The 22,683-nt window shown below is 56.9% G+C and carries 19 protein-coding genes; 6 read left to right on the forward strand and 13 right to left on the reverse strand.

Features of this window, described 5'->3' with window-relative positions; translation table 11 throughout:
- Window positions 1-5 precede the first annotated feature (5 nt).
- Window positions 6-962: a LysR family transcriptional regulator gene (locus ACQUQP_RS10720; RefSeq protein WP_432695022.1), complete on the reverse strand. Its 957-nt coding sequence runs from the start codon at window positions 960-962 to the stop codon at window positions 6-8.
- A 113-nt stretch (window positions 963-1,075) separates the two neighbouring features.
- On the opposite strand from ACQUQP_RS10720, the gene ACQUQP_RS10725 reads away from it, so the two are divergent.
- The 3 genes from ACQUQP_RS10725 (at window position 1,076) to ACQUQP_RS10735 (ending at window position 3,942) form a co-directional block, all read left to right on the forward strand.
- Window positions 1,076-1,846 carry a class II aldolase/adducin family protein gene (locus ACQUQP_RS10725; RefSeq protein ID WP_432695023.1) on the forward strand — a complete coding sequence of 257 codons (771 nt, stop codon included), beginning with the start codon at window positions 1,076-1,078 and terminating at the stop codon, window positions 1,844-1,846.
- Between the two features lie 14 nt (window positions 1,847-1,860).
- Window positions 1,861-2,850: a 2-dehydropantoate 2-reductase gene (locus tag ACQUQP_RS10730; protein WP_432695024.1), complete on the forward strand. Its 990-nt coding sequence runs from the start codon at window positions 1,861-1,863 to the stop codon at window positions 2,848-2,850.
- Window positions 2,851-2,925: 75 nt separating this feature from the next.
- Window positions 2,926-3,942 (forward strand): TRAP transporter substrate-binding protein, encoded by a 1,017-nt coding sequence (locus ACQUQP_RS10735; RefSeq protein ID WP_432695025.1) that lies wholly within the window; start codon window positions 2,926-2,928, stop codon window positions 3,940-3,942.
- Between the two features lie 58 nt (window positions 3,943-4,000).
- Here ACQUQP_RS10735 and ACQUQP_RS10740 read toward each other — a convergent pair whose 3' ends face one another.
- The 7 genes from ACQUQP_RS10740 to ACQUQP_RS10770 form a co-directional block, all read right to left on the reverse strand.
- Entirely contained in the window at window positions 4,001-5,212 is a 1,212-nt protein-coding gene (locus ACQUQP_RS10740; protein WP_432695026.1) for a Bcr/CflA family multidrug efflux MFS transporter, read from the reverse strand.
- A gap of 88 nt (window positions 5,213-5,300) precedes the next feature.
- Entirely contained in the window at window positions 5,301-6,227 is a 927-nt protein-coding gene (hpaD, locus tag ACQUQP_RS10745) for a 3,4-dihydroxyphenylacetate 2,3-dioxygenase (RefSeq protein ID WP_432695027.1), read from the reverse strand.
- Between the two features lie 49 nt (window positions 6,228-6,276).
- A complete protein-coding gene (locus ACQUQP_RS10750) occupies window positions 6,277-7,485 on the reverse strand; it encodes a multidrug effflux MFS transporter (protein ID WP_432695028.1) in 1,209 nt (402 codons plus the stop codon).
- 13 nt (window positions 7,486-7,498) lie between these two features.
- A complete protein-coding gene (locus ACQUQP_RS10755) occupies window positions 7,499-8,929 on the reverse strand; it encodes an aldehyde dehydrogenase family protein (protein WP_432695029.1) in 1,431 nt (476 codons plus the stop codon).
- Window positions 8,930-9,116: 187 nt separating this feature from the next.
- On the reverse strand, window positions 9,117-9,539 hold the full coding sequence (gene hpaR, locus ACQUQP_RS10760; protein ID WP_432695030.1) for a homoprotocatechuate degradation operon regulator HpaR: 423 nt from the start codon (window positions 9,537-9,539) through the stop codon (window positions 9,117-9,119).
- A 193-nt stretch (window positions 9,540-9,732) separates the two neighbouring features.
- Complete coding sequence (locus ACQUQP_RS10765; RefSeq protein ID WP_432695031.1) at window positions 9,733-10,785, reverse strand: TRAP transporter substrate-binding protein; 1,053 nt, start codon at window positions 10,783-10,785, stop codon at window positions 9,733-9,735.
- A 123-nt stretch (window positions 10,786-10,908) separates the two neighbouring features.
- Window positions 10,909-12,045 (reverse strand): Rieske 2Fe-2S domain-containing protein, encoded by a 1,137-nt coding sequence (locus ACQUQP_RS10770; protein ID WP_432695032.1) that lies wholly within the window; start codon window positions 12,043-12,045, stop codon window positions 10,909-10,911.
- 188 nt (window positions 12,046-12,233) lie between these two features.
- Between ACQUQP_RS10770 and ACQUQP_RS10775 the strand changes: the two genes are divergently transcribed.
- Entirely contained in the window at window positions 12,234-13,010 is a 777-nt protein-coding gene (locus ACQUQP_RS10775) for a response regulator transcription factor (protein ID WP_432695033.1), read from the forward strand.
- Window positions 13,011-13,432: 422 nt separating this feature from the next.
- On the opposite strand, the gene hpaD (ACQUQP_RS10780) is transcribed toward ACQUQP_RS10775, so the two are convergent.
- The 4 genes from hpaD (ACQUQP_RS10780) to ACQUQP_RS10795 all read right to left on the reverse strand — a co-directional run bounded on the left by hpaD (ACQUQP_RS10780) (window position 13,433) and on the right by ACQUQP_RS10795 (window position 18,912).
- Window positions 13,433-14,284, reverse strand: a complete 852-nt coding sequence (hpaD, locus tag ACQUQP_RS10780; RefSeq protein ID WP_432695034.1) for a 3,4-dihydroxyphenylacetate 2,3-dioxygenase — start codon at window positions 14,282-14,284, stop codon at window positions 13,433-13,435.
- 316 nt (window positions 14,285-14,600) lie between these two features.
- Window positions 14,601-16,016: an aldehyde dehydrogenase family protein gene (locus ACQUQP_RS10785; RefSeq protein ID WP_432695035.1), complete on the reverse strand. Its 1,416-nt coding sequence runs from the start codon at window positions 16,014-16,016 to the stop codon at window positions 14,601-14,603.
- A gap of 44 nt (window positions 16,017-16,060) precedes the next feature.
- Window positions 16,061-17,296, reverse strand: a complete 1,236-nt coding sequence (locus tag ACQUQP_RS10790) for an MFS transporter (RefSeq protein ID WP_432695036.1) — start codon at window positions 17,294-17,296, stop codon at window positions 16,061-16,063.
- Window positions 17,293-18,912, reverse strand: coding sequence for a GMC family oxidoreductase (locus tag ACQUQP_RS10795; protein ID WP_432695037.1), 1,620 nt, complete (start codon window positions 18,910-18,912; stop codon window positions 17,293-17,295). Before ACQUQP_RS10795 ends, ACQUQP_RS10790 begins: the two co-directional genes overlap by 4 nt.
- Window positions 18,913-19,085: 173 nt before the next feature.
- On the opposite strand from ACQUQP_RS10795, the gene ACQUQP_RS10800 reads away from it, so the two are divergent.
- Window positions 19,086-20,168 (forward strand): helix-turn-helix domain-containing protein, encoded by a 1,083-nt coding sequence (locus ACQUQP_RS10800; RefSeq protein WP_432695038.1) that lies wholly within the window; start codon window positions 19,086-19,088, stop codon window positions 20,166-20,168.
- A 637-nt stretch (window positions 20,169-20,805) separates the two neighbouring features.
- The gene (locus ACQUQP_RS10805) at window positions 20,806-21,627 is read left to right on the forward strand and encodes a transporter (RefSeq protein ID WP_432695039.1); all 822 of its coding nucleotides are present in this window, start codon (window positions 20,806-20,808) and stop codon (window positions 21,625-21,627) included.
- 96 nt (window positions 21,628-21,723) lie between these two features.
- Here the strand turns inward: ACQUQP_RS10805 and hpaA are convergent, their stop codons facing one another.
- Entirely contained in the window at window positions 21,724-22,626 is a 903-nt protein-coding gene (gene hpaA, locus ACQUQP_RS10810; RefSeq protein WP_432695040.1) for a 4-hydroxyphenylacetate catabolism regulatory protein HpaA, read from the reverse strand.
- Window positions 22,627-22,683 lie beyond the last annotated feature (57 nt).

Consider the following 22,683-nt stretch of genomic DNA (forward strand, 5'->3'; position numbering starts at 1 on the left):
GTTACCTAATCGTCGCTAACGGCCAGCTCGCCGCGCCAGTGCCCGGCCTGGTGCTCCTCGCGGGCGACCTGCTGGATCATCGGGATCACCGCTTTCATCAGTGTTGTCGCCGGGCGATCGGCGGCGCTGGTGATATAGACATCGCGCCACAGAGGCGGATCGTTAATCTCCAGGGCATGGATCTGTCCGGCTTCCTCCAGGTGGAAAAACGCAGAGGAGGGGCTTAACAGCAGGCCGTGGCCTTCGGCCACGTAGCGCAGGGTCGTCATCAACTGACCGAACGCGGATTTCTGGCGCACCTGTACTCCGGTCCGGGTTTCATACTGGTGCAGCAGGTAACCCAGCGAATCCTGCCGGCCGGTAACTATCACTTCGTGCTCGGCCATTTCGGCGAAGCTAAGACTGACACGTGATCGCAGGGGCTGTTGGGCGGCCACCTGGGGCGAGGATCCCATCGCCAGATAGAGCCTTTCACGAAACAGTTTCTGGCGCTTCAGGCGCGTCATATCACTGCCATCGGGTGAGGAGATCGCCAGGTCTATTTCACCGGCCAGCAACTGTTGTGACAGGTTGTAAGAGAGGCCGGCGAACAGGTCCAGCTGAATTTTGGGGTAGCGCTTCTCCACCTGCGCCAGCAGTGGCACCGATATCACATTGCCGATGGGCTGGGTCATACCGATCACCAGACGCCCACTGGGCTCCTGTTCAATCTGCCGGATATCCTGCCTGGCCTGTTCCATCTGGCGCAGGATCGATTCGGCATGGGCACGAAAACGTTGCCCGCTTTCAGTGAGCTGCACGCCGCGGTAGTCACGCTGAAACAGTTGGCTGCCCAGCTCATGCTCCAGATTATCCAGCTGCAGGCTGATGCTCGGTTGCGCCACTTTCAGTTCGCGGGCCGCGGCGGCAATGCTTTGCAGTTCGGCGGCCTTAAGAAAGTAGGTGATCTGTTTGGAGTTCATCCGCAGAGGGTATCGGAAAAATATTGAGCGGAACAATATTCATTTTGGTTTTTATGGAGCATTCGTGTTGTTAATTTATTAAGTAAATAATATGAGCCGTCGATGAGGACCCCATGGAACCGACAAACCGCTATTTCGAACGCCCCTCCCGTTTCAGTGAAGAAGAATGGAAAGCCAGGGTCGATCTGGCCGCAATGTATCGGATCTTTGCCCACCTGAAATGGGATGAATCGATCTACAACCACATCTCATTGCGTGTTCCGGGCGAGCCCGAGCATTTCCTGATCAACCCTTTCGGCCTGCACTACAGCGAAGTGACCGCCTCCAACCTGGTCAAGATCGACCATGACGGCAATATAATCGGCCACTCCGACTGGCCGATTAATCCCGCCGGTTTCACCTTCCACAGTGCGATTCACGCCCAGGTACCTGATGGCCATTGCGTCATGCATGTGCATACCACGCCGACACTGGCGGTATGCTGCCTTGAGGACGGGCTTTCCTACAGCAACTTCTACTCCGCCCAGTTGTACGGCAAGATCGCCTACCATGATTTTGAGGGGATCACCCTGCGTATGGATGAGGGGGAGCGGATTCTGGCCAGCGCCGGCGACAAACCGGTGTTGATGTTGCGCAACCACGGTCCCGTGGTGATCGGTTCCAACCTGGCCCAGGCGTTATCGCTGATGTGGCTGGTGAACCGGGCCTGCGAGGTACAGCTCGCCTCCCAGTCCATGGGCGCGGTGCGCCAGATTCCGGAAAAAATTCTGCACAGCTGTGTCGCTGATTCACTGAACTTTGATCCCAAATATGGCGCTGGCGCCGATGTGTTTGCGGCGATGAAACGGATCGTCGAGAAACAGGATCCATCATTCAAGCACTGATCAGAGGGAGCGCGATGAAAATATGTGTATATGGCGCTGGCGCAATCGGTGGATTGATCGCGGCGCGGCTTAGTCAGACCGGCAAACCGGTTTCGGTGCTTGCCCGGGGTGAAACTCTCAATGCGCTGCAGCAGAGAGGTATCGGTCTGGCAGAAGGGGGTGACACCCGTTTCTACCCGGTGCAGGCGGTGGATAGTGAGGCACCCTTCGCGCAGCAGCTTGGGGTACAGGATCTGATCGTGATCGCGGTGAAGCAGCCGTCGCTGAACGCTGTCCTGAAGCAGATCGGTCCCCTGGTGAATGAAGATACCCGGGTACTGCTTGCGATGAATGGCGTGCCCTGGTGGTTCCTCGATGGCCTGGCGGATGCACCGGCAGACCGAACGCTGCGCTGCGTGGATCCGGACGGGGAGCTGCGACACTATCTGCCCACCCGGCAGGTGATCGGTTGTGTGGTCCATGTGGCAGCGGCGACGCCGGAACCGGGGGTGACACAGTTAAATGGTGGTGACCGTTTGATTATCGGTGAGCCCTACGGCGGTCTCGATGCAGCGACCCGCACCGTTGCAGAGCTGCTCCAGGGCAGCGGTTTTGCGGTTGAACTATCCAACAGGATACAGCGTGATATCTGGTTCAAGCTCTGGGGCAATATGACCATGAACCCGGTCTCTGCATTGACCCGCGCGACCACTGACGCCATGCTCGATGACCCGCTGGTGAACCTGTTTTGCTGCCGGGTCATGGCCGAGGCGGCAGCGATTGGTGATGCGATCGGCTGTGATGTTGATCAGACGGTGGAAGAGCGTAATCGCTCCACCCGCAAGCTGGGCCCCTTCAAAACCTCCATGCTGCAGGATGTCGAGGCGGGCCGTGCGCTGGAATATGAAGCGCTGGTGGGGGCTGTCTATGAGATAGCCGGGAAGCTGGGGCGGGATGTGCCGGATATCGCCGCACTTTATGGGCTGATTAGGCTGCTGGATGACAACGCACGCAAAAACAACTAATTATGTATGAGGTTATGTTTAACAGCTCATCAGTAACAACCCACATCTAACAAGCAAGGCAGAAATAGAGGACGTATGAAAAAAATAAAAATAGCATCGACACTCGCCTGTACTCTCGCTGGCACCCTGCTGTGCACCTCGGCACTGGCGGCAACGACCCTGCGCGTGACCACCTGGCTGCCGCCGACCAATCCACAAAACGAAGTGGTCTGGCCGACCTGGAGTAAATGGGTGGAGGAGGCCACCGAGGGACGTGTCAAGGTCGAGCTTGAGTATGGCTCGGGACACCCGAAAACCCTGTTCAACCTGGTTGAGGATGGTGTGACGGACGTCAGTTTCAGCGTTAACGCTTATTTACCCGGACGTTTCAAATTGCCGGGCGTTGCAGAGATTCCCGGTGAGAGCGGCGACGCGGAGCGCGGCTCGGTAGCGCTTTGGAAGGTGTATAAAGAGTACTTCGAACCGGCAGACGAGTATGCCGGTTTGCAGGTACTGGGGATGTTTGTACACGGCCCTGGGCAGCTGCAGACGCAGTTTGACGTGAACTCCCTCGATGACCTGAAAAATCGCAAGATCAGGATCGGCGGCGGGGTCGTTACCGATCTTGCCGAGCGCCTGCAGGTGACCCCGGTAGCGGCACCGGCGACCAAGGTGTACGAGATGATGCAGCAGGGGATCGTAGAAGGTGTGTTTCTGCCGGTACAGGAGCAGAAGTTCCTGCGCCTCAGTGAAGTGACAAACCAGATCACGCTGTTCCCGAAGGGGATGTATACCACGGCATTCACAATCTTCATGAACCCGGACGTGTTTGACAGCCTCAGCGAAGAGGATCAGAAGGCGATCATGAGTGTGTCCGGCGAGAAGCTGTCGCGCCTGGCCGGCAAGGCCTGGGGAGAGGCGGATCAAGCCGGTTACCAGGTGGCAGTTGATGCCGGCAAGAAGATCGTGACGCTGAAAGAGGGCGATCCGATGCTGACCGAGTTTAACGAGGTGATCAAAGGCATCGATGAGACCTGGATCGAATCGGTAGCGGATATGGATGTCGATGCCCGCGCGGCGTTGCAGCGGTTCAGGGAGCTGGTTGCCGAGTAGTCCTACCTTCCCTTCAGGGTACGGCTTTCCTGGCCGTACCCTTGTTTGACTCCCTTCTTCAAGGCGCTTCTTTAACTCCTTCTTTACTATTGGCCCTTGACCGGGTCAGCAGCAGCGCCAGCAGTGAGCCGATACCGCAGAGCCCTACGATCATTGTCATTGGCAGTGGTGTACCGTCGTGCAGGCCACTGGCCAGCGAACTCGCTATTGCACCCAGACCGAACTGTGCCGCCACGGCAAGTCCCGCCGCTGCGCCTGCCTGCTCCGGGTAACGTGCAAGCAGGCTGGCCATGCAGTTTGCACCGAGTACGCCGGTCACCGACATGAACCCCAGTATTGCGATCACAATCGCGGTTAATCCGCCGAAACCGGTCAAGCCGGTAAACAGCAAGGCGGCGCCGGACAGTGCTGCCAGGCCACTGCCGAGCCGCAACATGGCCTGGGTGCCCAGGCGCTTAACGAAGCGTGCATTGAGCGTCACGCATACAATGACGCCCAGAATATTCAGCGTGAACAGCCAGGCGTAGTGGGTGGGTTCAACGCCGAAATAATTGATATAGACGAAGGGGGAGGCGGTTATAAAGGCGAACATGCCGGCAAAACCCAGTCCCATGCAGAGCGCGTAACCGATCGCATGCGGGTGTCGCGCGATCCGCAGGTAGGCGGTAAACACGGCCAGAATACTGGCGTTGCGCGAGGCGCCCCGGTGGGTCTCCGGTATTTTCCAGGCGGTAAAAAACAGGGTTATCGTGGCAAATAGCATCAGTACGATAAACAGTGAGCGCCACCCCGCCAACAGCAACATGTAACCGCCGAACAGTGGCGCTGCCAGGGTCGCCAGCATGGTGACCAGGTGCATCAGTGACAGCACCCGGGCTGATTCGTCGAGAGGAAAGAGGTCACGCACAATGGTGCGCCCAAGGACTGAAGCGGCTGCGCCGCCAAGCGCCTGGACAAAGCGTAGCGCCACCAGCTGTTCGATGCCGGAACTCAGGGCGCAACCCAGGCTGGCAATAACATAGAGAGTCATGCCGCCGAGAAGGAGGCGACGTCGACCATACTTGTCCGACAATGGACCGTAGAGCAGCATGCCGATAAACAGGCCGATCAGGAAAAAGCTGATGGTCATCTGCACGCTGGATTCGGCACCGCCCAGCTCTTCGGCGATCTGTGGCAGCCCCGGCAGATACATATCGATCGATAGTGGGCCAAAAGCCTGCAGCGCTGCCAGCAGGACAATCAGCCGGTGTGGCCGTTCAAGAGTAGACATACTCTTCCTCAAATAAAGAGACCCGCAGCAGCGGGTCCTAAACACCGTTAAAGCCGGTGTGTACCAGAGTGAATCTTCAACCGCTGTTTTACAGTCGGCTGGCGCCCGGCGCGAATCCGCTTTCAACCGATGCCTGGGGGCCGGGTACGGCATCGCCGGTTTGCGGAGTGACCGGGAATACGCAGTTGATCTGACCGGTGCCGGAGCTGCCGAAGTAGGGGGTCAGGATCTCCGCCTGGCCTTCGTAGTCGGACCAGCCGAGCGCGCCCAGCATCATGGCTGTGTCGTGCATGAAGCCTTCGCCGTGACCTTTGGCGGCGTACTCGGGCAGCATCTCGCAGAAGGTTTTCCAGTCGCCCCGTTTCCACATCTCGACCACTTCGTGATCCAGGGTTTCGAGGAAGGGGCTCCAGATTTTGTTGGCGAATTCCGGTGCCAGACCGTTCTGGGCGAAGCGGTGTGACAGAGAACCACTGGCGAAGATGGCTACGGTACCGTCGTAGTGCTTCTCGATCGCTTCGCGCATGGCCCAGCCCAGGCGGGCGGAATCATTCAGGTAATGAACGGTACACAGGGCGGATACACAGATCACCTTGAAGTGGCGATCCTGGTTCATGTACCGCATCGGTACCAGGGTGCCATATTCCGGCGCCAGGGTGGTGCTGTCGTGCGCCAGTGTTTCCACGCCCTGGCGGTTACACTCTTCGCCGAGGATACGGCCCAGTTCCGGGTTACCGTCCATTTCAAACTCCATGTTGGAGATGAAGTGCGGCAGCTCGTTACTGGTGTAGTTACCTTCCCAGTGCGGCGCGCAGTTGATGTGGTAACCCGCGTTGACCAGCCAATGGGTATCGAAAACAACGATGGTATCGACGCCGAGTTCGCGGCAGCGTTTGCCGATCTCGATATGACCATCGATGGCCGCCTGGCGGAAACCTTTCTGCGGACCGTCCAGCTCGGACAGGTACATGGAAGGTACGTGGGTGATTTTTGCGACGAGGGCCAGTTTACCCATGATGCTTTCCTCTATCTTTATAATTCTATCTTCGAGTATACCGGCTCGATCAAACGGCTTCGGATGATGGCGAGGCGGTGCGATTTTTTGTTACGGCGTATCGGTGAGACAGCAGAGCGGCCACAGGAGCCAGCAGAATACAAAGCGCGATCGGCAGCACCCCCTCACCAATCAGCAGGGGCATAAGCTGTGCGATGACTGCGCCGGTCAGCAGTTGAATAAACCCCATCAGCCCGGACGCGGTTGCGGCCGAGGTCGGGGAGCAGCCGATAGCGGCAGCCTGGGCATTGGGCTGGCTCAGCCCACGGCCAAAGGTGACCAGCGCCACTGGCAGAAACAGGGTGGCAAAACTCAGCGGGCCCAGCAGAGTGAATGCCAGCAGCAGGATTGCACCGGCCAGCGATACCGAGTTGCCGAGCAGGACCGCCTGGTCGACGCTCACCCGTTTTGCGATTCGGGTGGACAGGAAACTACCGGCCATAAATGCGAACGAAACGGCCAGAAACCAGGTGCCAAACAGCGCCGAGTTGCCGCCCAGGCTGTCAACAATATAGGGTGCCGTGCCGACGAACATGTAAAACGCCGCAGCGATAAACGTGGTCGAAAGTGCGTACCCAATATAGCCGGACGATTTGAAAACGCCCAGATAACGTTGCACCACCGGCTTGAGTTGCAGACTGTCGCTTTTTTCGCGGCAGGTTTCCGGTAACCGCAGCAGGATAGCGATCCAGGCGAATGCACCCATGACGATGGATACATAGAAGATGGCGTTCCAGCCAACCCAGAGGTTCAGATAGCCCCCCAGTGCCGGTGCGATCGACTGTGCAATGGCGATCGCCATAACGATGTAGCCCATGCGGGCCGCAGCGCCTTCACGTCCATGGATATCAAGAATGATGGTGCGCGCCAGCACCATCGCGGCGGCACCGCCGAGGGCCTGAAGCACACGTCCGGCTATCAGGTGGCTGACGTCGCCGGCGAAGGCTGCCAGCAGACTGCCGCCGGTATGCAGGGCCAGACCCAGCAGCAGTATCGGGCGCCGACCGTAATGATCGGCCAGCGGCCCGGAAAGCAGCTGACCGAAAGCCAGCGTGAACAGGTAAGCGGTAAAGCTCAGCTGGATCACGCTAACATCGGTGCCGAACTCCCGCGCCGCATCGGGCATCGCTGGCACGAACAGGTTCAGCGCCAGGGGGCTGGCCATGGCGATCAGTGTCAGCAGTGCGACCGATGGTGTATGAGTGGCGCGGGTAGTCATATCGATCCTGGTATCACTTGGGTTCGCGGATCACCAGCAGACGCAGCTCGGTCATATCCTCGATGGCATAGCGCACACCTTCACGGCCGAGACCGCTATCCTTTACGCCGCCATAAGGCATGTGATCCACGCGCCATGAGGGCACGTCGCCGATAACCACGCCGCCGACTTCCAGTTCGTTCCAGGCTTTCTGGATCTTGTAGATATCGCGGGTGAAAATGCCCGCCTGCAGGCCGAAGTCGGAGTTGTTGACCTCTTCAAGTGCCGCATCAAAATCGTTGAAGCTGGACAGAATAGCCACCGGGCCGAAGGCTTCCTGGGTGCAGACAGACTGGGAAGGATCCACGTCAGCCAGCAGTGTCGCCTGCAGCATGGCGCCGTCACGCTCGCCGCCGGCCAGTACGCTCGCTCCGGACTCTCTCGCTTCCACTACCCAATCGTGCAGACGGGTGGCTTCCTTCTCGGAGATCATCGGGCCGATAAAGGTGTTTTCATCTTTCGGGTCGCCGTGGACCAGGCCCTGAACCGCCGCTGACAGCTTCTCGCGGACTTCATCATAGTGTGCCTCGTGAACCATGATGCGCTGCACGCTGATGCAGCTCTGGCCGGACTGGTAGTAGGCACCGAAAACGATGCGGCTGATCGCGTCGTCAATATCGGTTCCCTCGTCAACGATGCAGGCTGCGTTACCGCCCAGTTCCAGAACCACGGGCTTCTTGCCGGCACGGGCTTTCAGGTCCCAACCCACTTCCGGGGAACCGGTGAAGCTGAGCAGCTTCAGACGGTCGTCAGTGGTGAACAGGTCAGCACCGTCACGGCGGCAGGGGAGGATCGAGAAAGCTCCTTTCGGCAGGTCCGTTTCCGCCAGCACTTCACCGATGATCAGTGCGCCGATCGGCGTCAGACTTGCTGGTTTGAGAACGAACGGGCAGCCCGCCGCGATAGCCGGTGCCACTTTATGAGCGGCCAGGTTAAGCGGGAAGTTGAACGGCGAAATAAAGGAGCAGGGGCCGATCGGGACGCGCTTCCACATGCCGGTGTAACCCTCGGCGCGGGGGGTGATATCCATCGGAATCACCTCACCGCCGATACGTACCGCTTCTTCAGCGGCGATACGGAAGGTGTCGATGAGGCGGGTCACTTCGCCGCGGGCATCCTTGATCGGTTTGCCGGCTTCGATGCACAAGGCTTCCGCCAGTTCCTCGAAACGCTCTTCGAAACGCTTGACGCAGTGGTTCAGAATATCCTGGCGCTTGTAGGCGGGCAGTTTGCTCATCGGCTCGGCGGCTGCATCGGCAGCGGCTATGGCCGCATCGATAGCATTCGCGTCGGCGAGGGCAACACGGGTTGCGACCTCACCGGAGTATTTGTCATAGATGGCAAGATCCTGATTGGGGGCCTGGGCTTCGTTGGCCAGGTAGTAGGGGTACGTCGCTTTCAGCATCTGGGGTCTCCGCAAGTTGTCGCAGGAGGTGTAATGGAAAACGCTGAACCTGTCTTGCTCATCGGGAGTAAGCAGGTGTTTTCCAAAGGCCACCTAAAGACTTTTATAGTTAACATGTTAACTAAAGACTTTAGATAACATGTTAACTAATGTCAACATGAAGATGCAGGGTTAGCGGGTGAGGGGTTTAGGGTTTTATGTTGCAGACTTTGGTCAGCAGTTTATGCAGCATTGCCAGGTCTTCGGGAGTGAGTTCATCAGCCAAGTCACGATAACGCTGTTCCAGCCGGGGGCTAAGCTCCGCAAACATGCGCTTGGCTTTATCGGTCAGGCTGATCAGCGTGCGGCGCTGATCTTCCGGTGACTTGCGCCGGTTGATGTAACCCTGTTGCTCAAGACGGTTGATAATGCCGGTAAGACTGGGGCTCAGGATGCAGCAAAGATCCGCAAGTTGCTTGGACTCCATCTCCTCATGTTCATTCAGGGCACGGATGACTCGCCATTGCTGTTCGGTCATCGGAATTTCCTGAAGTATAGGGCGGAAGAAGCCCATGGTTACTTCACGCGCTTTAAGCAGTTTCAGAGGAATGGAATCGTCGAATTTACGCATAGATGCATACCGTGCCGGTGGCCAGGTCCGCCAGCGGACCCTGGATAATTCAGAGTGTTATTTTCGATGCTATTGTTATTAATATATTAAGTAATGTCTAGTTCTACGAAAGTACGTACGGCTTTCGACAGGTAGATGGCAGGCAGGGTGGAGAGGCCTCCGCGTCAGAGCGGAGGCTTTAACGGCAAGGGTATCAGCGCGCTGCGGTAGCGCTGTTTGTGACCGGGTATGACTGGGCGGCCTGGCGGAACGCCTTGAGGGCGGCTTCCGCATTGACATCGAGATCGCTGACACTGTCGATCCACTCCTGATCGAGACCCGCTGTCAGTTCGGTGAACTCTCTGGCCAGGGGCGAATCTGCAGAGACGCGCTTGATGCTGACATTATATTTCTCGGCTTCGGCGAGACCGTTCTCGTCTGACTGGTCCCAGGCGCGGCCCGCCAGTGTGGATAGACGCGCGCCGGAAACGTCCAGGATCGCCTGGCGGTCCTCTGGTGTCAGCTGGTCAAGAAAATCTTCACTGGCCACGATCGCAAAGCTGCCCATGTAAAGACCACCCGGCATCAGGGTCAGGTGCGGTGCCACTTCCGCCAGGCGGAAGTCTTTCTCGCTTGCCGTCGGCATAAAGACACCATCGACGATGCCCTGCTGCATCATTTCGTAGACCTTCGGTCCCGGTGCTCCAACCGCGGTGACCTCAAGACGTTCGCCAATCTCCTTCTGGATGCCGCCCCCCAGACGTATCTTCTGCCCCTTGAGGTCAGCCAGGGATTCCACCGGCTCGCTACTGAAAATCTGGCCAGGTCCGTGGGTGAACAAGCCCATCAGCTCAACGCCGGCATGTTCGTTCGCGTCAGCGAAGTATTGCTGATAAACGTCCCAGTAGGCTGCGGAGGCGGCTTCGGCATTTACGCCGGCGTTCGGCAGTTCCACCATCTGGGTCAGACGAAAGCGTCCAGGCACATAGCCGTGGAAGCTCCAGGCCGCATCGGCGACGCCATCTTCAACCAGGGTGAAATAGGAGCTCTGGTCTCCCAGACCGTATTCGAGTTTCATTTTGACGCGACCTTCAGTCGCTTCCTCGATCCATTTGCCCCAGGTCGGAAACACGACGCTGTTCTGTACGTGTCCCGGAGGGCCGGCGGTCGCCACGTGCATGACAATCGGCTCATCGGCGTAGGCGCTCAGGCTGCCTGTCAGTGTGAGTGTGGCGAGTGCGGTTGCGAGGGCGTTTCTTTTCAGCATAGCGATTACCTTACTTATTGTTATTGGTTAGCTTGCGGAGGTTTTCAGCGGAGAGGGCGCCTTGTTTTACTGCGAGCGTTTTGCTGCGATCACGGCTGGCTCTCCACCCTGTTTTCGATAGCGTCAGGCGGAAACCACCTGTACCTTGCGGGCGACTGCGGGCTCCTGTTCTGATTCTCGCTGCGCAGCCTCCGCTTCGGCCCGGCGTTTCAAGTAGCGGCGCATGGAGACGCTGGCGGAATCGGCTTTCAGCGAAATTTCGAAAAAATCGTCATCGTCACTGCGCGATGCAAGCAGTTCTTCCATCGCTTCCAGGCCGACCACATCCTCGTCAAAGGCCGCCATCAGCTGTTCGTGCATGAACTCGGTCACATCGTTTTCCTCCAGCGCGAAGTTGCGGCCGTGGACAACGAAATAATGGGTTGAGGTTGCCGTTTCCGGTGTCGGGATATGCGCGGTCTTGATGCGCTGGTCGGGTCTTTCGGCTTCACTCAGGGCGATATCGTAGAACTCGCCATGAACGATATGCAGAGCCGGGGAGACGAAGTCCGACGTGGTGATACGTGCAGCATCCTTGCCTTCGAGTCCGGTCGGTTTTGCCCAGACCGGGGGAAGACGGGTGGGTACTACATAGCGCTTGAGAATAAAGCGGTCCTCGCCGATGTCGGTGTCGAACTCGGCACGGGCATAGTCGGGCGTACCAAAGGTTTTTGCATGCAGAAAACTCAGGTGGGTGAGATCGAGCAGGTTTTCGTGCAGGTAAACGTAGCTCGCCTTGAGCGGCATGTAATCTTCCGATGTTACCCACCCCTCTTCGAGCATCGGCATCGCCGGTATCTTGCTCACATCCGCCTCTTCGGCTTCGCCCATCCAGATCCAGATTACCGGTCCCTGCTGGTGCAGCGGGTAGCTGCGGATCGAGATGCTGGGGCAGTTGCACTGTGAGGGTACCTCGACACAGACGCCCTCGTCGTTGTAGCGCAGGCCGTGATAGCCGCAGACGACGGTATCACCCTCAAGGCTGCTGCGTGACAGCGGAAAGGAGCGGTGACCGCAGCGATTATCGAGGGCGACCGGGGTGCCGTCCTCCTTGCGGAAAAGTACCAACTGGCGGCCGAGCACTGTACGCGGTGTCAGCTCCCGGCTCACTTCGCGGCTCAGTGCGACGACGTACCATTCGTTATAGATAAAGGGGGTGTGGCGGTTGGCCATGGTGCGTCCGGCTTTCTGTGCGGCGCGTTGGGCTCTTGTCAGTGACATGCGGCTCTCCTGGATTCTTGTTATTGCCTAGCCTGTGTGACCAACCTAACGGAGGAGCTTGTTGGCGGCACTCACAAGATCTTGTGAGGCTCGATATTCAAGTCGCCGCATGCAATACTGCAGCCATCGGTCCCGGCCGCGAAAAACGCGGCGCGTATAACAATAACGACAGCAGAATAGGCCGTCAGATGACCCCAACACTTGACCAGTGGCCACTTGAACACCTGATCGCCAGCGTCGGTCAGCGCCGCTTCGATCAAACGCTGAGCCAGAGCATGCACCGCCTGACAGGCGCGGATCACTGCGTTCTCGTGTCCTATCCATCCTTCAAGAAAAATCCCTATACCCTGTTTACGACCGGCTCCATCGGCAGTGGACTGGCACACGAATGCCGCCGTCTCTACGACGAGGTGTATTACGAGCGTGATCCCAATCTGGCCTGTCTGCAGGGGCGCGAGCGTAAAATCGGTCTGCAGATTCGCCAGCAGCAGGTTGAAGAACTGCACGACCCGGAATACCGCCAGCAGTTGATGGAACGCTGCGGTATACGCGAGAAGATCGCCTTCATGGGGGTGAGTAACGGCCAGCCGTTCTGCCTCAACCTTTACAAACTGCACGACCAGTCACGACGCGCGCTGAATGCGCAAGCCCTAGAGCAGGGTGGTGCGGTGCTGGCGTCTATCCTGGAACGGCATATTACCTTCGCCGGCCAGCAGCAGGTGCAGTTCGACCTGCCCTGGGTGATGTCACGTCTGCAGGGGGCCTGCGGTGAACTGCTTACCGCACGGGAGATGGATGTGGGGGCGAGGATTGTGCTCGGTTACAACTCCGAGGCGATCGCACTGGATCTGGGAATCAGCGTCAACACGGTGCTGACACACCGGCGCAACCTGTATGAAAAAGTGGGTATAGGCACTCAGAACCAGCTGTTCGCACTGATCGTTGAGGGGCGACTGCCATTCTGAATGTAACAACCTGTTCAGTATGACCGGTAGGCAAATTAGGCAGGCGTTTAATCGGCAAGGTTTCTGGTCAGCAAAGACTGCGCTTGACGGAGATTGCTGCTCAGCACCCTACAACCATCCGGATTTGCAGGCATTAGCGGGGTGCATACCTGGTAAAAATGCGGGTTGAAAGGTTTGAGCGTTTTTTCTTCTAATGATTCACCGGCTTTTTATCTACTTGGTTATTGTTTTTAAAGGGTTTCTGTAACCTAAGAGGGGATTAACCAGAAAAGGCTGTGGATCACCAGTTCGGCCATTTATCGGAGTAGAAAATAAACCGCTGAGCTTCTATATAAATAATAAAAAACAAACAGCCATAAAATGCCACTCCGGGTGGAAAGAACCAACCGGAATGGCTGAAGTGATCTATAGAATCCTTAAGGTCAAACCGGGAAAACTACATTGGCCTGGCCTGTACCTGAGCTTGGGAAGTACTCGCCAAGCAGCTCGCCTTTACCCTGATACTGATCCCACCCCAGTGCGCCGAAAAGCATCGCCGTGTCGTGCATGCCACCTTCGCCACAGCAGAACTGCGCGTATTCCGGCAGCATTTTCAGGAAGGTGTCGATCTCACCGTTTTGCCACAGTTCCAGAACACGAAGATCGACCTGGCGGTTAAACTCGCGGGAGATGGTAAAGGAGCCGTTGTTCGCTTCGTACAGCTCATTTTCCCAGATTTTGTGGGACAGTGAACCCGACGCGATCAGTGCGACCTTACCTTCGCACTGCTTGACCGCCTCGGCGATCGCTTCGCCCAGTACGCGGGAATCATTCAGGCTATGGACAGTACACCAGGCGGCGACCGAGACCACTTTCATGCGGGCCTCCGGATCCATGTAATGCATGGGAACCAGGGTGCCATATTCCAGGTCCAGAGTTTCAACCTGGTGAGACAGGGTGAAGACCCCTTTTTCACTGGCGATCGCGGCAATCGCATCACCCAGCGCCGGGTTGCCCTGATATTCATATTCCAGGTTCTGGATAAAATGGGGGAACTCGTGGCTGGTATAGACGCCCTTGAAATGAGCGTTACTGTTGATATGAAAACCAGCATTGACCAACCAGTGCGTGTCGAGAACGATAACGGTATCCACGCCCAGTTCACGCATGCGGTCGCCGATCTCGCGATGACCGTCGATAGCACTCTGTCGGCAGCCTTCGAGAGGCCCCGGTTTTTCCGATAACAGCATGGTGGGGACGTGGGTGACTTTTGCAGCGAAGACGAGTTTACCCATGATCGGTTTCCTCTTTTTTATAATTGGCTACTGGATTGAAGGGCACAGTATTTTGTTGGTAATTAATATATTAACTAAAGTATAAATTCCGGGTTTTAGCGTCAATGTACTTTTCTGCAGGCGAGCGGTTAACGGCTTATCTATTGACCATGATCAGTATTAGGCTGGGATCAGCCGCTGACAGGGTCGCGATTAAGGGACAACTTTCACATGGACTCGCTGTCAGGGAGCGACAACAAAAAATGCCCCCGAGGGGGCATAAGAATGACGTACCAGGGTAGGTCGCCATGAAGCAAGCTGAGGTTGAACCTGCTATCTACCGGTTAGAGTTGATGATCTGTAACTGGGTATACTCCAGTAGACCTTCGACGCCGAACTCGACACCCAAACCGGATAACTTGCAACCGCCAAACGGGGCGTGGGGCAGTACTTCGGCATGGCCATTGATCCAGACCGTGCCACACTCCAGTCGGCGCGCGACAGCCTCGGCTGCTGCCGGGTCCGGCCCCCAGACTGAACCGCCGAGTCCATAGCTGCAGTCGTTGGCCATCTGCACCGCATCGTCCAGATCACGGTAACGGATCACCGGCAGGGCAGGCCCGAACTGTTCTTCGTCTACCAGGCGCACGCCGTTGCTGACTTCAGTGACGATGGTGGGCGGGTAGAAGTAACCTTCGCGCTGCAGTGGCTCACCGCCACTGAGAATGCGGGCGCCCTGCGCTTTGGCGTCTTCGACCAGTTCACTGACCACCTGAAGCTGCCTGGCGTTCTGCACCGGGCCGAAGGTGACCCCTTCATTCAATCCGTTGTCCAGTACCTGCTCTTTGGCCAGGCTTGCCAGCCTTTCACAGAGTGCGTCGTGCAGGCTTTCATGCACATAGAGGCGTTTCAGGGCAGCACAGGTCTGTCCCATGTTCAGGAACGAGGTCTGGAATATACCTTCCGCTACGGCGTCCACGTCGGTACCGGGCAGCACGATGGCCGCATCGTTGCCGCCCAGCTCCAGGGTCAGGCGTTTCAGGTTGCTCGCCGCGTTGGCCATGATATTTTGGCCGGTCGGCGTGGATCCGGTGAAGATCACCTTGTCGATACCGGGATGAAGGCTGATGGCTTCGCCGATTTCGCGCTCACCGGTGACCATATTCACCACTCCGGCCGGCAGTACGTCGTTGATCAGCTCGATCAGACGCAAAGTGCTCAGCGGGGTGAGGCCGGAGGGTTTGCAGACGACGGTATTACCGCTACGCAGGGCCGGAATGATATGCCAGATGGCGATCATCAACGGCCAGTTCCAGGGAGTGATGGAGGCGACGACCCCCAGGGGTTTACGCTGTGCTTCGATGCGTTTGTGTTCGCTGTCCTCGATCACCTTGACCGGTATTGCCAGGTCGGCATTGTAACGGGTCCAGGCGACGGCGCCGCCGACTTCGCCCTGCGCCAGGAACAGGGGCTTGCCCTGTTCCTGGACCACAATGCGAGCCAGTTCATCGGCGTTCGCTTCGATCGCATCCGCGATTTTGTGCAGCAGGGTGGTGCGGTCTGCATCCGTTGTTTGACGCCAGGTTTGAAAGGCGCGGCGAGCTGCGTCTACGGCCTGGTTCAGCTGTTCGACCGATGCCGTATTACCGCTGGCCAGGGGCTGTTCCGTGGCCGGGTTGATGACATCAAAGGCGTCGCCTAGGCCGGCTACCTTGGCACCATCGATAAAGAGATTACAGGCAGAAAAATCCATTGAGTGCTCCTGAATTAATTGGCGTTGCGTGGCGCTGACTCTGTTCAGCTCATCAATGCCAGGCTGGCTTCACTATCCTCGCGTCGCTTCGCCGGTGCTGTTTCGGTCAGGAAGAACGCAAGCAGTGTCGCCATGAGGGAGCCAGCGGCGGCGATCCACATGACGATCCCGAGCCCGTAAGAGTCAGCGGCGAAGCCGGCGATGGTCGGGGTGACAAACCCTCCGAACAGTTCACCCACGCCCATGATCAGGCCCAGCGCCGTGGCAACCTGGGTCGGCGATACGGTCTCGGCGGGGATGGTCGCCATAAACAGCGTGAAACAGCCAAGACCCGTGTAGGTCAGGAAGACCAGGGGCAGCATCGTGGCAGCGGAGTCAACGTAGAGCAGGACCATCGGGCAGGCGGTTGCCAGCAACGAAAACAGGATCAGCATCGGCTTGCGGCCAAACCGATCTGACAGCGCTGAAATCACGAAGCCCCAGACCATCCAGGCAACACCCAGACTGCCCATTATTCCGCCCATGGTTTCGGGGCTGAACCCTTTCACCTGCATCAGGAAGGTCGGGGTAAAGCTGATCAGGGTGATAAACCAGGAAATATAGAAGCAGGAGATCAGTACGCAGAGCACGATGTTGCGGTTTTTCAGAAGGCTCATGTAACTCGGACGCGGCGTACCTTCAGGAGCTTGCGGCATATCCTCGTGCGCATGTTTGTTGCGTACGAACAGGGCGATCAGCAGTGCGATAACCAGGCCGGGAATAATGGTGGCGTAGAACGCGCTGCGCCAGCCATATTCGGTGGCTATCCAGATCAGGACGGGAGGCGCGATAACAGCGCCGATCAAACCCGGTGCCGAGGCGTTGACCAGGCCCATATTCAGGCCACGGCGTTTGGGGGTAGACGCTGAGGCGAGCAGGCTCTGGGAGATGGGCAGAACCGGGCCTTCAGCGACGCCCATGAAGGCGCGGAATATCAGCAGGGTAATAAACGAAGTCACCATGCCGGACAGGGCAGAGAAGAGCGTGAAGGCGATAACCGAGATAATCAGTATCAGTTTCTTGGATTCTTTTCTGTCGGCGTAGTGGCCCAGGGTTGCCCCGGAAATGGCCCACATCAAGGCGAGAGTGGAAGACAGCATGCCCAGATGAGAGTTGTTCAGGTTCAACTCTTCCGAAATAAACGGAAACAGGAACGACAGTGCCAGGCGATCGAAGAACACGAAGCCAAAGCAGATAAACATCACCAGCAGCAGCCGGTTTTCATAGGTATTGATCTTCATGCTACAGCTCTCCCGCCGCTCTGGGACTCAGTCTGATTCAGAATAAAATCGGCACAGCGCTCGGCAATCATGATGACCGGAGCGTTGGTATTGCCGGATACCAGGGTCGGCATGATCGACGCATCGGCGATGCGAACACCTTTCACGCCATTGACCTCAAGGGTGGGAGACACGACAGCGTCGCTGTCAGAGCCCATACGGCAGGTACCCGCCGGGTGGTAGACCGTTTTGGCGTGGCTGCGAACATGGGCCTCGAGCTCTGCATCGGAGATCTCCTCCTCTGCGGATGGCTTGAGCTCATGCTCGATGACCTTGGCCAGTTCCGGAGCACGCAGGATCTTGCGGGCAAGGCGTACCCCTCTGACCAGGGCATCCACGTCGCTCTGTTCAGACAGGGCGCCGCTGTCGAACTGCATTGAATCTTCCGGATTGGCGCTGCGCAGGCGTACCGAGCCGCGGGATTTTGGTCGCAGGAAGCAGGGGCTGAGCGTCAGACCATGGCCCTCGATCGGTTCACGATCCACATCCCCCATCAGGGTGGGCACCACATGGAACTGAATGTCCGGGCGTCCTTCGCCGCCGGTATCCGCGAACAGTCCGGACTCAACCACATTCGAGGTCAGCATACCGGTGCGGAACAGGGTCCACTGCAGTCCGTGCTTAAGCGCCTTGATTCCCTGGTCGTTGCCATAGAGGCTGACCGGGTTGCGTGTACGTCCGTAGACGCCGACTTCGAGATGATCCTGAAAGTTCTGGCCCACCTGCTCACGAGTCACCAGCGGCTTGATGCCGTGTTTGCTCAACTCGGCGGTCGGACCTATGCCGGACAGCATCAGAATCTTCGGCGTTGACAGCGCGCCGGCGCAGAGCACCACCTCTTCACGCACATTCACGCTGCGGATTTCGCCTTTACCATCCTTGTATTCAACGCCGGTCACCCGCTTGTCTTCATTGAAGATCAGCTTGCGTACGTAGCAGCCGGTCTGTATTTCCAGGTTGGGCTTGTCCTTCACGGCTGCCAGGTAGGTTGCAGCGGTACTGCCGCGCTGACCATTGAAGGTAGTGGTATGGTAAAAACCGACGCCGGCCTGGTCTTCACCGTTGAAGTCATCGTTGTACTTCAAACCGCACTGCTGGGCTGCTTTTACAAAGGCCAGGCTCAGCGGGTGACGGAAACGGGTATCGCTGACGCGCAGCGGGCCATTGGTGCCATGGTATTCGTCACTGAGGCGCATGTTATTTTCCGCCTTGCGGAAGGCGGGCAGGACCTTGTCCCAGCCCCATCCGTCGCATCCCAGTGCTTCCCATCCATCGTAATCCTGTCGCTGGCCGCGGATGTAGAGCATCGCATTAACAGAGCTGCCGCCCCCCAGGGTGCGCCCCTGTGGCACGTAGGAGATACGCCCGTTAACCCCGGGCTGGGGGTCGCTTTCGTAGATTACGGTGCGCTTGGTACCGATCACCTTCACGAAGGTAGCGGGCATGTGGATGTAGAGTGAATTGTCAGCAGGCCCATCTTCAAGCAGCAGCACCTGCTTACCCGCCATGGCGAGGCGGTGAGCCATTACGCACCCGGAGGATCCTCCCCCGACCACAACATAGTCTGGTTGATTCATAACCTTTTCTCTTTGTTCTTGTTAATAACGGATCGACAGTAATCGGGCCTCTCCGATTGACCTGGGAGACTACAAAGGGGGGAATTTCATCGCTTGACTGACAGTGCCTCGGAGTTGTCTCGCTGAAACCTTATGACAGGTGCAGACAGGTCGCGCCGGACGAACGAGATGGCGTGACTGTTTACATAAGCAATAATCTATTTAATATATTCACTAAACAATGTGCGCAATCTGATCAGTTGTTGCGCCGATCCTCACATAACAAGAAACAAGAGGTCAGCATGGAGAACTTGGGGCTAGCGGGGTCTGGTGGAGGCTGGATATCAACCAATGACATTCCTCTTGGCGAACGGCGCGGTTTCTGGCTTAACCATGTCAGCAAGCGGGTTATCAGGGTCGACTGCCCGGCGGCCGTCAATGAGGGAATCGAAGCGTCCCTGCGTCACCTCGACCTGGACAGGATGCGGCTCAATCAAATCCGCGCCAACACCCACTCGGTACAACGCAGTCAGGCCGATATTCAGAGTGATGACCGCCATTCCGTTTTTCTCTGTTTCATGCTGGCGGGGGAGGGGTTCTCTTATCAGGGTACGCGCTGCGCTCAACACGCACCGGGCGACATCATTCTCTACGATACGCTGATGCCCTATGGCCAGGGATTTCCGGCTGATATGGAAATGGTGGTCATGGACCTGCCCGAGCCGGTTGCCAAGCAGTATCTGCGAGACTGGAAACGCGGAAATTTATTGCATCTGCACCGGGATACCCGCTTTTCCGATACCAGTAACGAGGCGCTCTTTCAGCAGCTCGGCGCAATCATGGATCAGAGCGGCAATGCGAACCAGCAGGCCTCAAGAGCCAGCGATCTGCTTGAGCAGGTCGGCGCACTGATCTCCAACATCTGTTCCGCTAACCCCGACCTGGATTTATGGCGTCTTTGTCGCCGCTATATCGAGCAGCATCTGCAGGATGAATTATTAACGACAGCGCAGCTGGCAAAAGAGTTAAACAGCTCGACCCGTAAACTCCAGCGTACGTTCGCGGAAAACGGATTCAGCGTTCAGAACTATATATGGGAGCAGCGTTTGGAGCGGTGTAGAAAGGAGATACTCACCCCCTCACTGTCGAACCGCAGTATCAGTGAAATCGCGTTTAAATGGGGTTTTAACGACGCGTCTCACTTCAGTAGGCGTTACAAGTCACAATATGGCGAGAGCCCTGTTGAAACGCGCAGGTCTTTACAGCAGCTAAGCTGATAAGACTAAAATTATAATCGGGGTGCTGCGAAAAGGTGTGTGGTACCTCGGGTTTTTCACATAGATATCAAGTCTTGAGTCGCCGCCTGCGGCTTTGAATCCCTTCCCCAGGGTACTCCTGGTGTCTTTAGAGCCGGATCGACCGGTTTGCCTGTTCCGATGCCGAAAATGTCTTCAAATACAATGGACAGGTCAACACATCCCCTTATCTAACTGTTGTCATTTCAAGCCAAATTGCTGCTCTCAGTCAACTCGTTGGCAAAGCCGGTCAAGCGGGTCATTCCCAGTCAACGTACGCTAGCCATGCATATGTAGCGCTCAGCATTATCGGCACAGGAATATCAGGTTAGAGATAATAATGAAACGCTTTAACCCTGGGCGGCATCGGGGGTTATAAAGACTTCTATTTTTCTGATTTTTATTTCTATCGCCGGTTTGCTTTGCAAAGAATCTGCGAATACACCCTAGTTTAACTCTGTGGATACTCGGCGTAGTGCTGAAACACAGAGTATAAAATGGCGTGTTATCAGATTTAAAAAAGTGCGAAGGTCCATAATAATCAGAACGGGTTTATAATAAGATGAAATTTCTCGCTAAAAAGCTATTTCCTGCTGTGGCAACGCTAGGCTCAGTACTGTTGAGCCAACAGGCTTTCGCTATTGCTGAAACGGTCCACCCGCGCGACTACATTCCGGCCCCGGCCGGGGTCAATCTGTCTGTGACCTATTTCGACCACCGCTCCGGTGATGATGTGTACGCAGACGGCGATAAAGTTGCGAAAAATGGCGATCTCGAAGCCAACGCTGTCATTGAACGTCTGATCCATTTCACCGAACTGTTCGGTATGCCGGCGGATCCGCAGATCATTATTCCCGTGGTCGACCTGGATGTGGGTATCCAGGGGCAGGACAGCAGCGGTCTCGGTGATATTTTTATCGGTTCCACGTTTTGGCCGGTAGCCGACCAGCAGAACCGGGAGTGGTTCGGTCTGACGCCGTTTGTTTACCTGCCGACCGGTGAGTATGACGATAACCAGGCGGTCAATGTGGGCGCGAACCGTTACAGTTTCGTGCTGCAGTCGGGCTATGTGAAAGGACTGACCGACAATCTCTATCTGGATATTGTCGGCGAGGTACAGTGGTACGGTGACAATGACGATTTCCTCGGCAGTAATACGCTGTCGAAAGATGAAGCCTATCGTCTGTCAGCGATGCTCTCTTATGACTTGAGCCCGGCAAGCTATGTCTGGGGGCGTTATGCGAAACAGATCGGCGGTGAAGAGTCGCTCAATGGTATAACCCTTGCGAATTCTGAAATGGATACCGATACCGCCAGTATCGGTTATACGCGCTGGCTGGGTAAATCGCTCCAGGTTCAGGCTGAATATACCCGTGACCTGAGTGTCGATAACGGTATTGCCGTGGATGGTGCCACACTGCGTCTGGTCGTACCTTTCTAAGCGGCCGGTTAATGCGGGGCTGTCGTGGTGTACGTAATGCCACGACAGCATTTTGCCGTAAGGCTAAAGCGGTTGCAGCCGCTTTTCAGGCTGCGATCAAGGCTGCTTGCGGTACGCCTGGGATGTGACGCCGGTGTGTTTTTTGAAAAAACGCGAGAAGTAGGCCGGATCGGCAAAGCCGAGTTCATAGCAGATCTCGTTGCTGGTCAGGTTGCTGAAGGTTAACAGCCTTTTCGCTTCCCGGATGATGCGATCGTGGATCAGCTTTTTGGGCGAGCGGTTGGAGATGCGCTGGCACAGTTGGTTTAGCCTGCTTTCAGAGATGCCGAGGGTTTCCGTGTACCTGGGCAGTTGCCAGTGATCCCGGTAGTGTTCCTCTATCAGGTCGGAAAAGCCGTGAAACAGCCGCAGATCGTCGTTGTTCACGGTGGTGCTTTCGGCGCGCTTGTGGGCCAGTCGTGCAATGCGAATGATCAACAGGCGTACCAGGGAATCCAGGGCCAGATTCTTGGCAACTAGATCCTGAGTCCATTCGACGCTTATGTTGCGCAGGTTCTGCGCCACTCTTATCCAATGACCGCGCTGCTCATCCTTCAGACTGGCGCGTTCCAGACAGATCCCTTCACTGAGGCTGTTCTCGATCTCCTGCTCCAGTCCGTCTTTCATCAGTTGCCAGACAATGGACTGGTGAATGGTCAGCACATGCCCCTTGGCATCGGGTTCTGAAAGAAAGGAGTGGGGGACGGAGGGTGGCGTCAGAAAACAGGCGGGGCCTGTTACGTGGTAGATCTTGTCGTCGATATGAAAGCTGATTTCACCACGGTCGATATAGTGGATCTGCATATACTGGGCGTGTCGGTGCACCGGCATATCGCGGCCAAAAAAGTCAGCCAGGTTTTCCAGCACATCGTAGTGGATCGGCGCATCAACGTAGCGTTGATCGTAATCCTGTCCCAGGATCAGGTTGGGAATCCATTCATCGTGGCGGGAGTCGTTCACGTGCTATCTCGTCAGCCGAAAAGGCGTATCGGGCGCCAGGGTGAGGCCCGCCCGATA

Origin of the sequence: Marinobacterium sp. YM272, from assembly GCF_050908845.1 — a bacterium.
In the GTDB taxonomy this organism is placed as follows: domain Bacteria; phylum Pseudomonadota; class Gammaproteobacteria; order Pseudomonadales; family Balneatricaceae; genus Marinobacterium_D.

Coding starts and splice junctions, on each gene's coding strand:
- ACQUQP_RS10725 (WP_432695023.1), top strand. CDS start 1,076: ATGGAACCGACAAACCGCTATTTCGAACGCCCCTCCCGTTTCAGTGAA.
- ACQUQP_RS10795 (WP_432695037.1), bottom strand. CDS start 18,912: ATGAATCAACCAGACTATGTTGTGGTCGGGGGAGGATCCTCCGGGTGC.
- ACQUQP_RS10785 (WP_432695035.1), bottom strand. CDS start 16,016: ATGGATTTTTCTGCCTGTAATCTCTTTATCGATGGTGCCAAGGTAGCC.
- hpaR (WP_432695030.1), bottom strand. CDS start 9,539: ATGCGTAAATTCGACGATTCCATTCCTCTGAAACTGCTTAAAGCGCGT.
- ACQUQP_RS10735 (WP_432695025.1), top strand. CDS start 2,926: ATGAAAAAAATAAAAATAGCATCGACACTCGCCTGTACTCTCGCTGGC.
- ACQUQP_RS10770 (WP_432695032.1), bottom strand. CDS start 12,045: ATGTCACTGACAAGAGCCCAACGCGCCGCACAGAAAGCCGGACGCACC.
- ACQUQP_RS10775 (WP_432695033.1), top strand. CDS start 12,234: ATGACCCCAACACTTGACCAGTGGCCACTTGAACACCTGATCGCCAGC.
- ACQUQP_RS10790 (WP_432695036.1), bottom strand. CDS start 17,296: ATGAAGATCAATACCTATGAAAACCGGCTGCTGCTGGTGATGTTTATC.
- ACQUQP_RS10755 (WP_432695029.1), bottom strand. CDS start 8,929: ATGCTGAAAGCGACGTACCCCTACTACCTGGCCAACGAAGCCCAGGCC.
- hpaD (WP_432695034.1), bottom strand. CDS start 14,284: ATGGGTAAACTCGTCTTCGCTGCAAAAGTCACCCACGTCCCCACCATG.
- ACQUQP_RS10750 (WP_432695028.1), bottom strand. CDS start 7,485: ATGACTACCCGCGCCACTCATACACCATCGGTCGCACTGCTGACACTG.
- hpaD (WP_432695027.1), bottom strand. CDS start 6,227: ATGGGTAAACTGGCCCTCGTCGCAAAAATCACCCACGTACCTTCCATG.
- ACQUQP_RS10720 (WP_432695022.1), bottom strand. CDS start 962: ATGAACTCCAAACAGATCACCTACTTTCTTAAGGCCGCCGAACTGCAA.
- ACQUQP_RS10765 (WP_432695031.1), bottom strand. CDS start 10,785: ATGCTGAAAAGAAACGCCCTCGCAACCGCACTCGCCACACTCACACTG.
- ACQUQP_RS10730 (WP_432695024.1), top strand. CDS start 1,861: ATGAAAATATGTGTATATGGCGCTGGCGCAATCGGTGGATTGATCGCG.
- ACQUQP_RS10740 (WP_432695026.1), bottom strand. CDS start 5,212: ATGTCTACTCTTGAACGGCCACACCGGCTGATTGTCCTGCTGGCAGCG.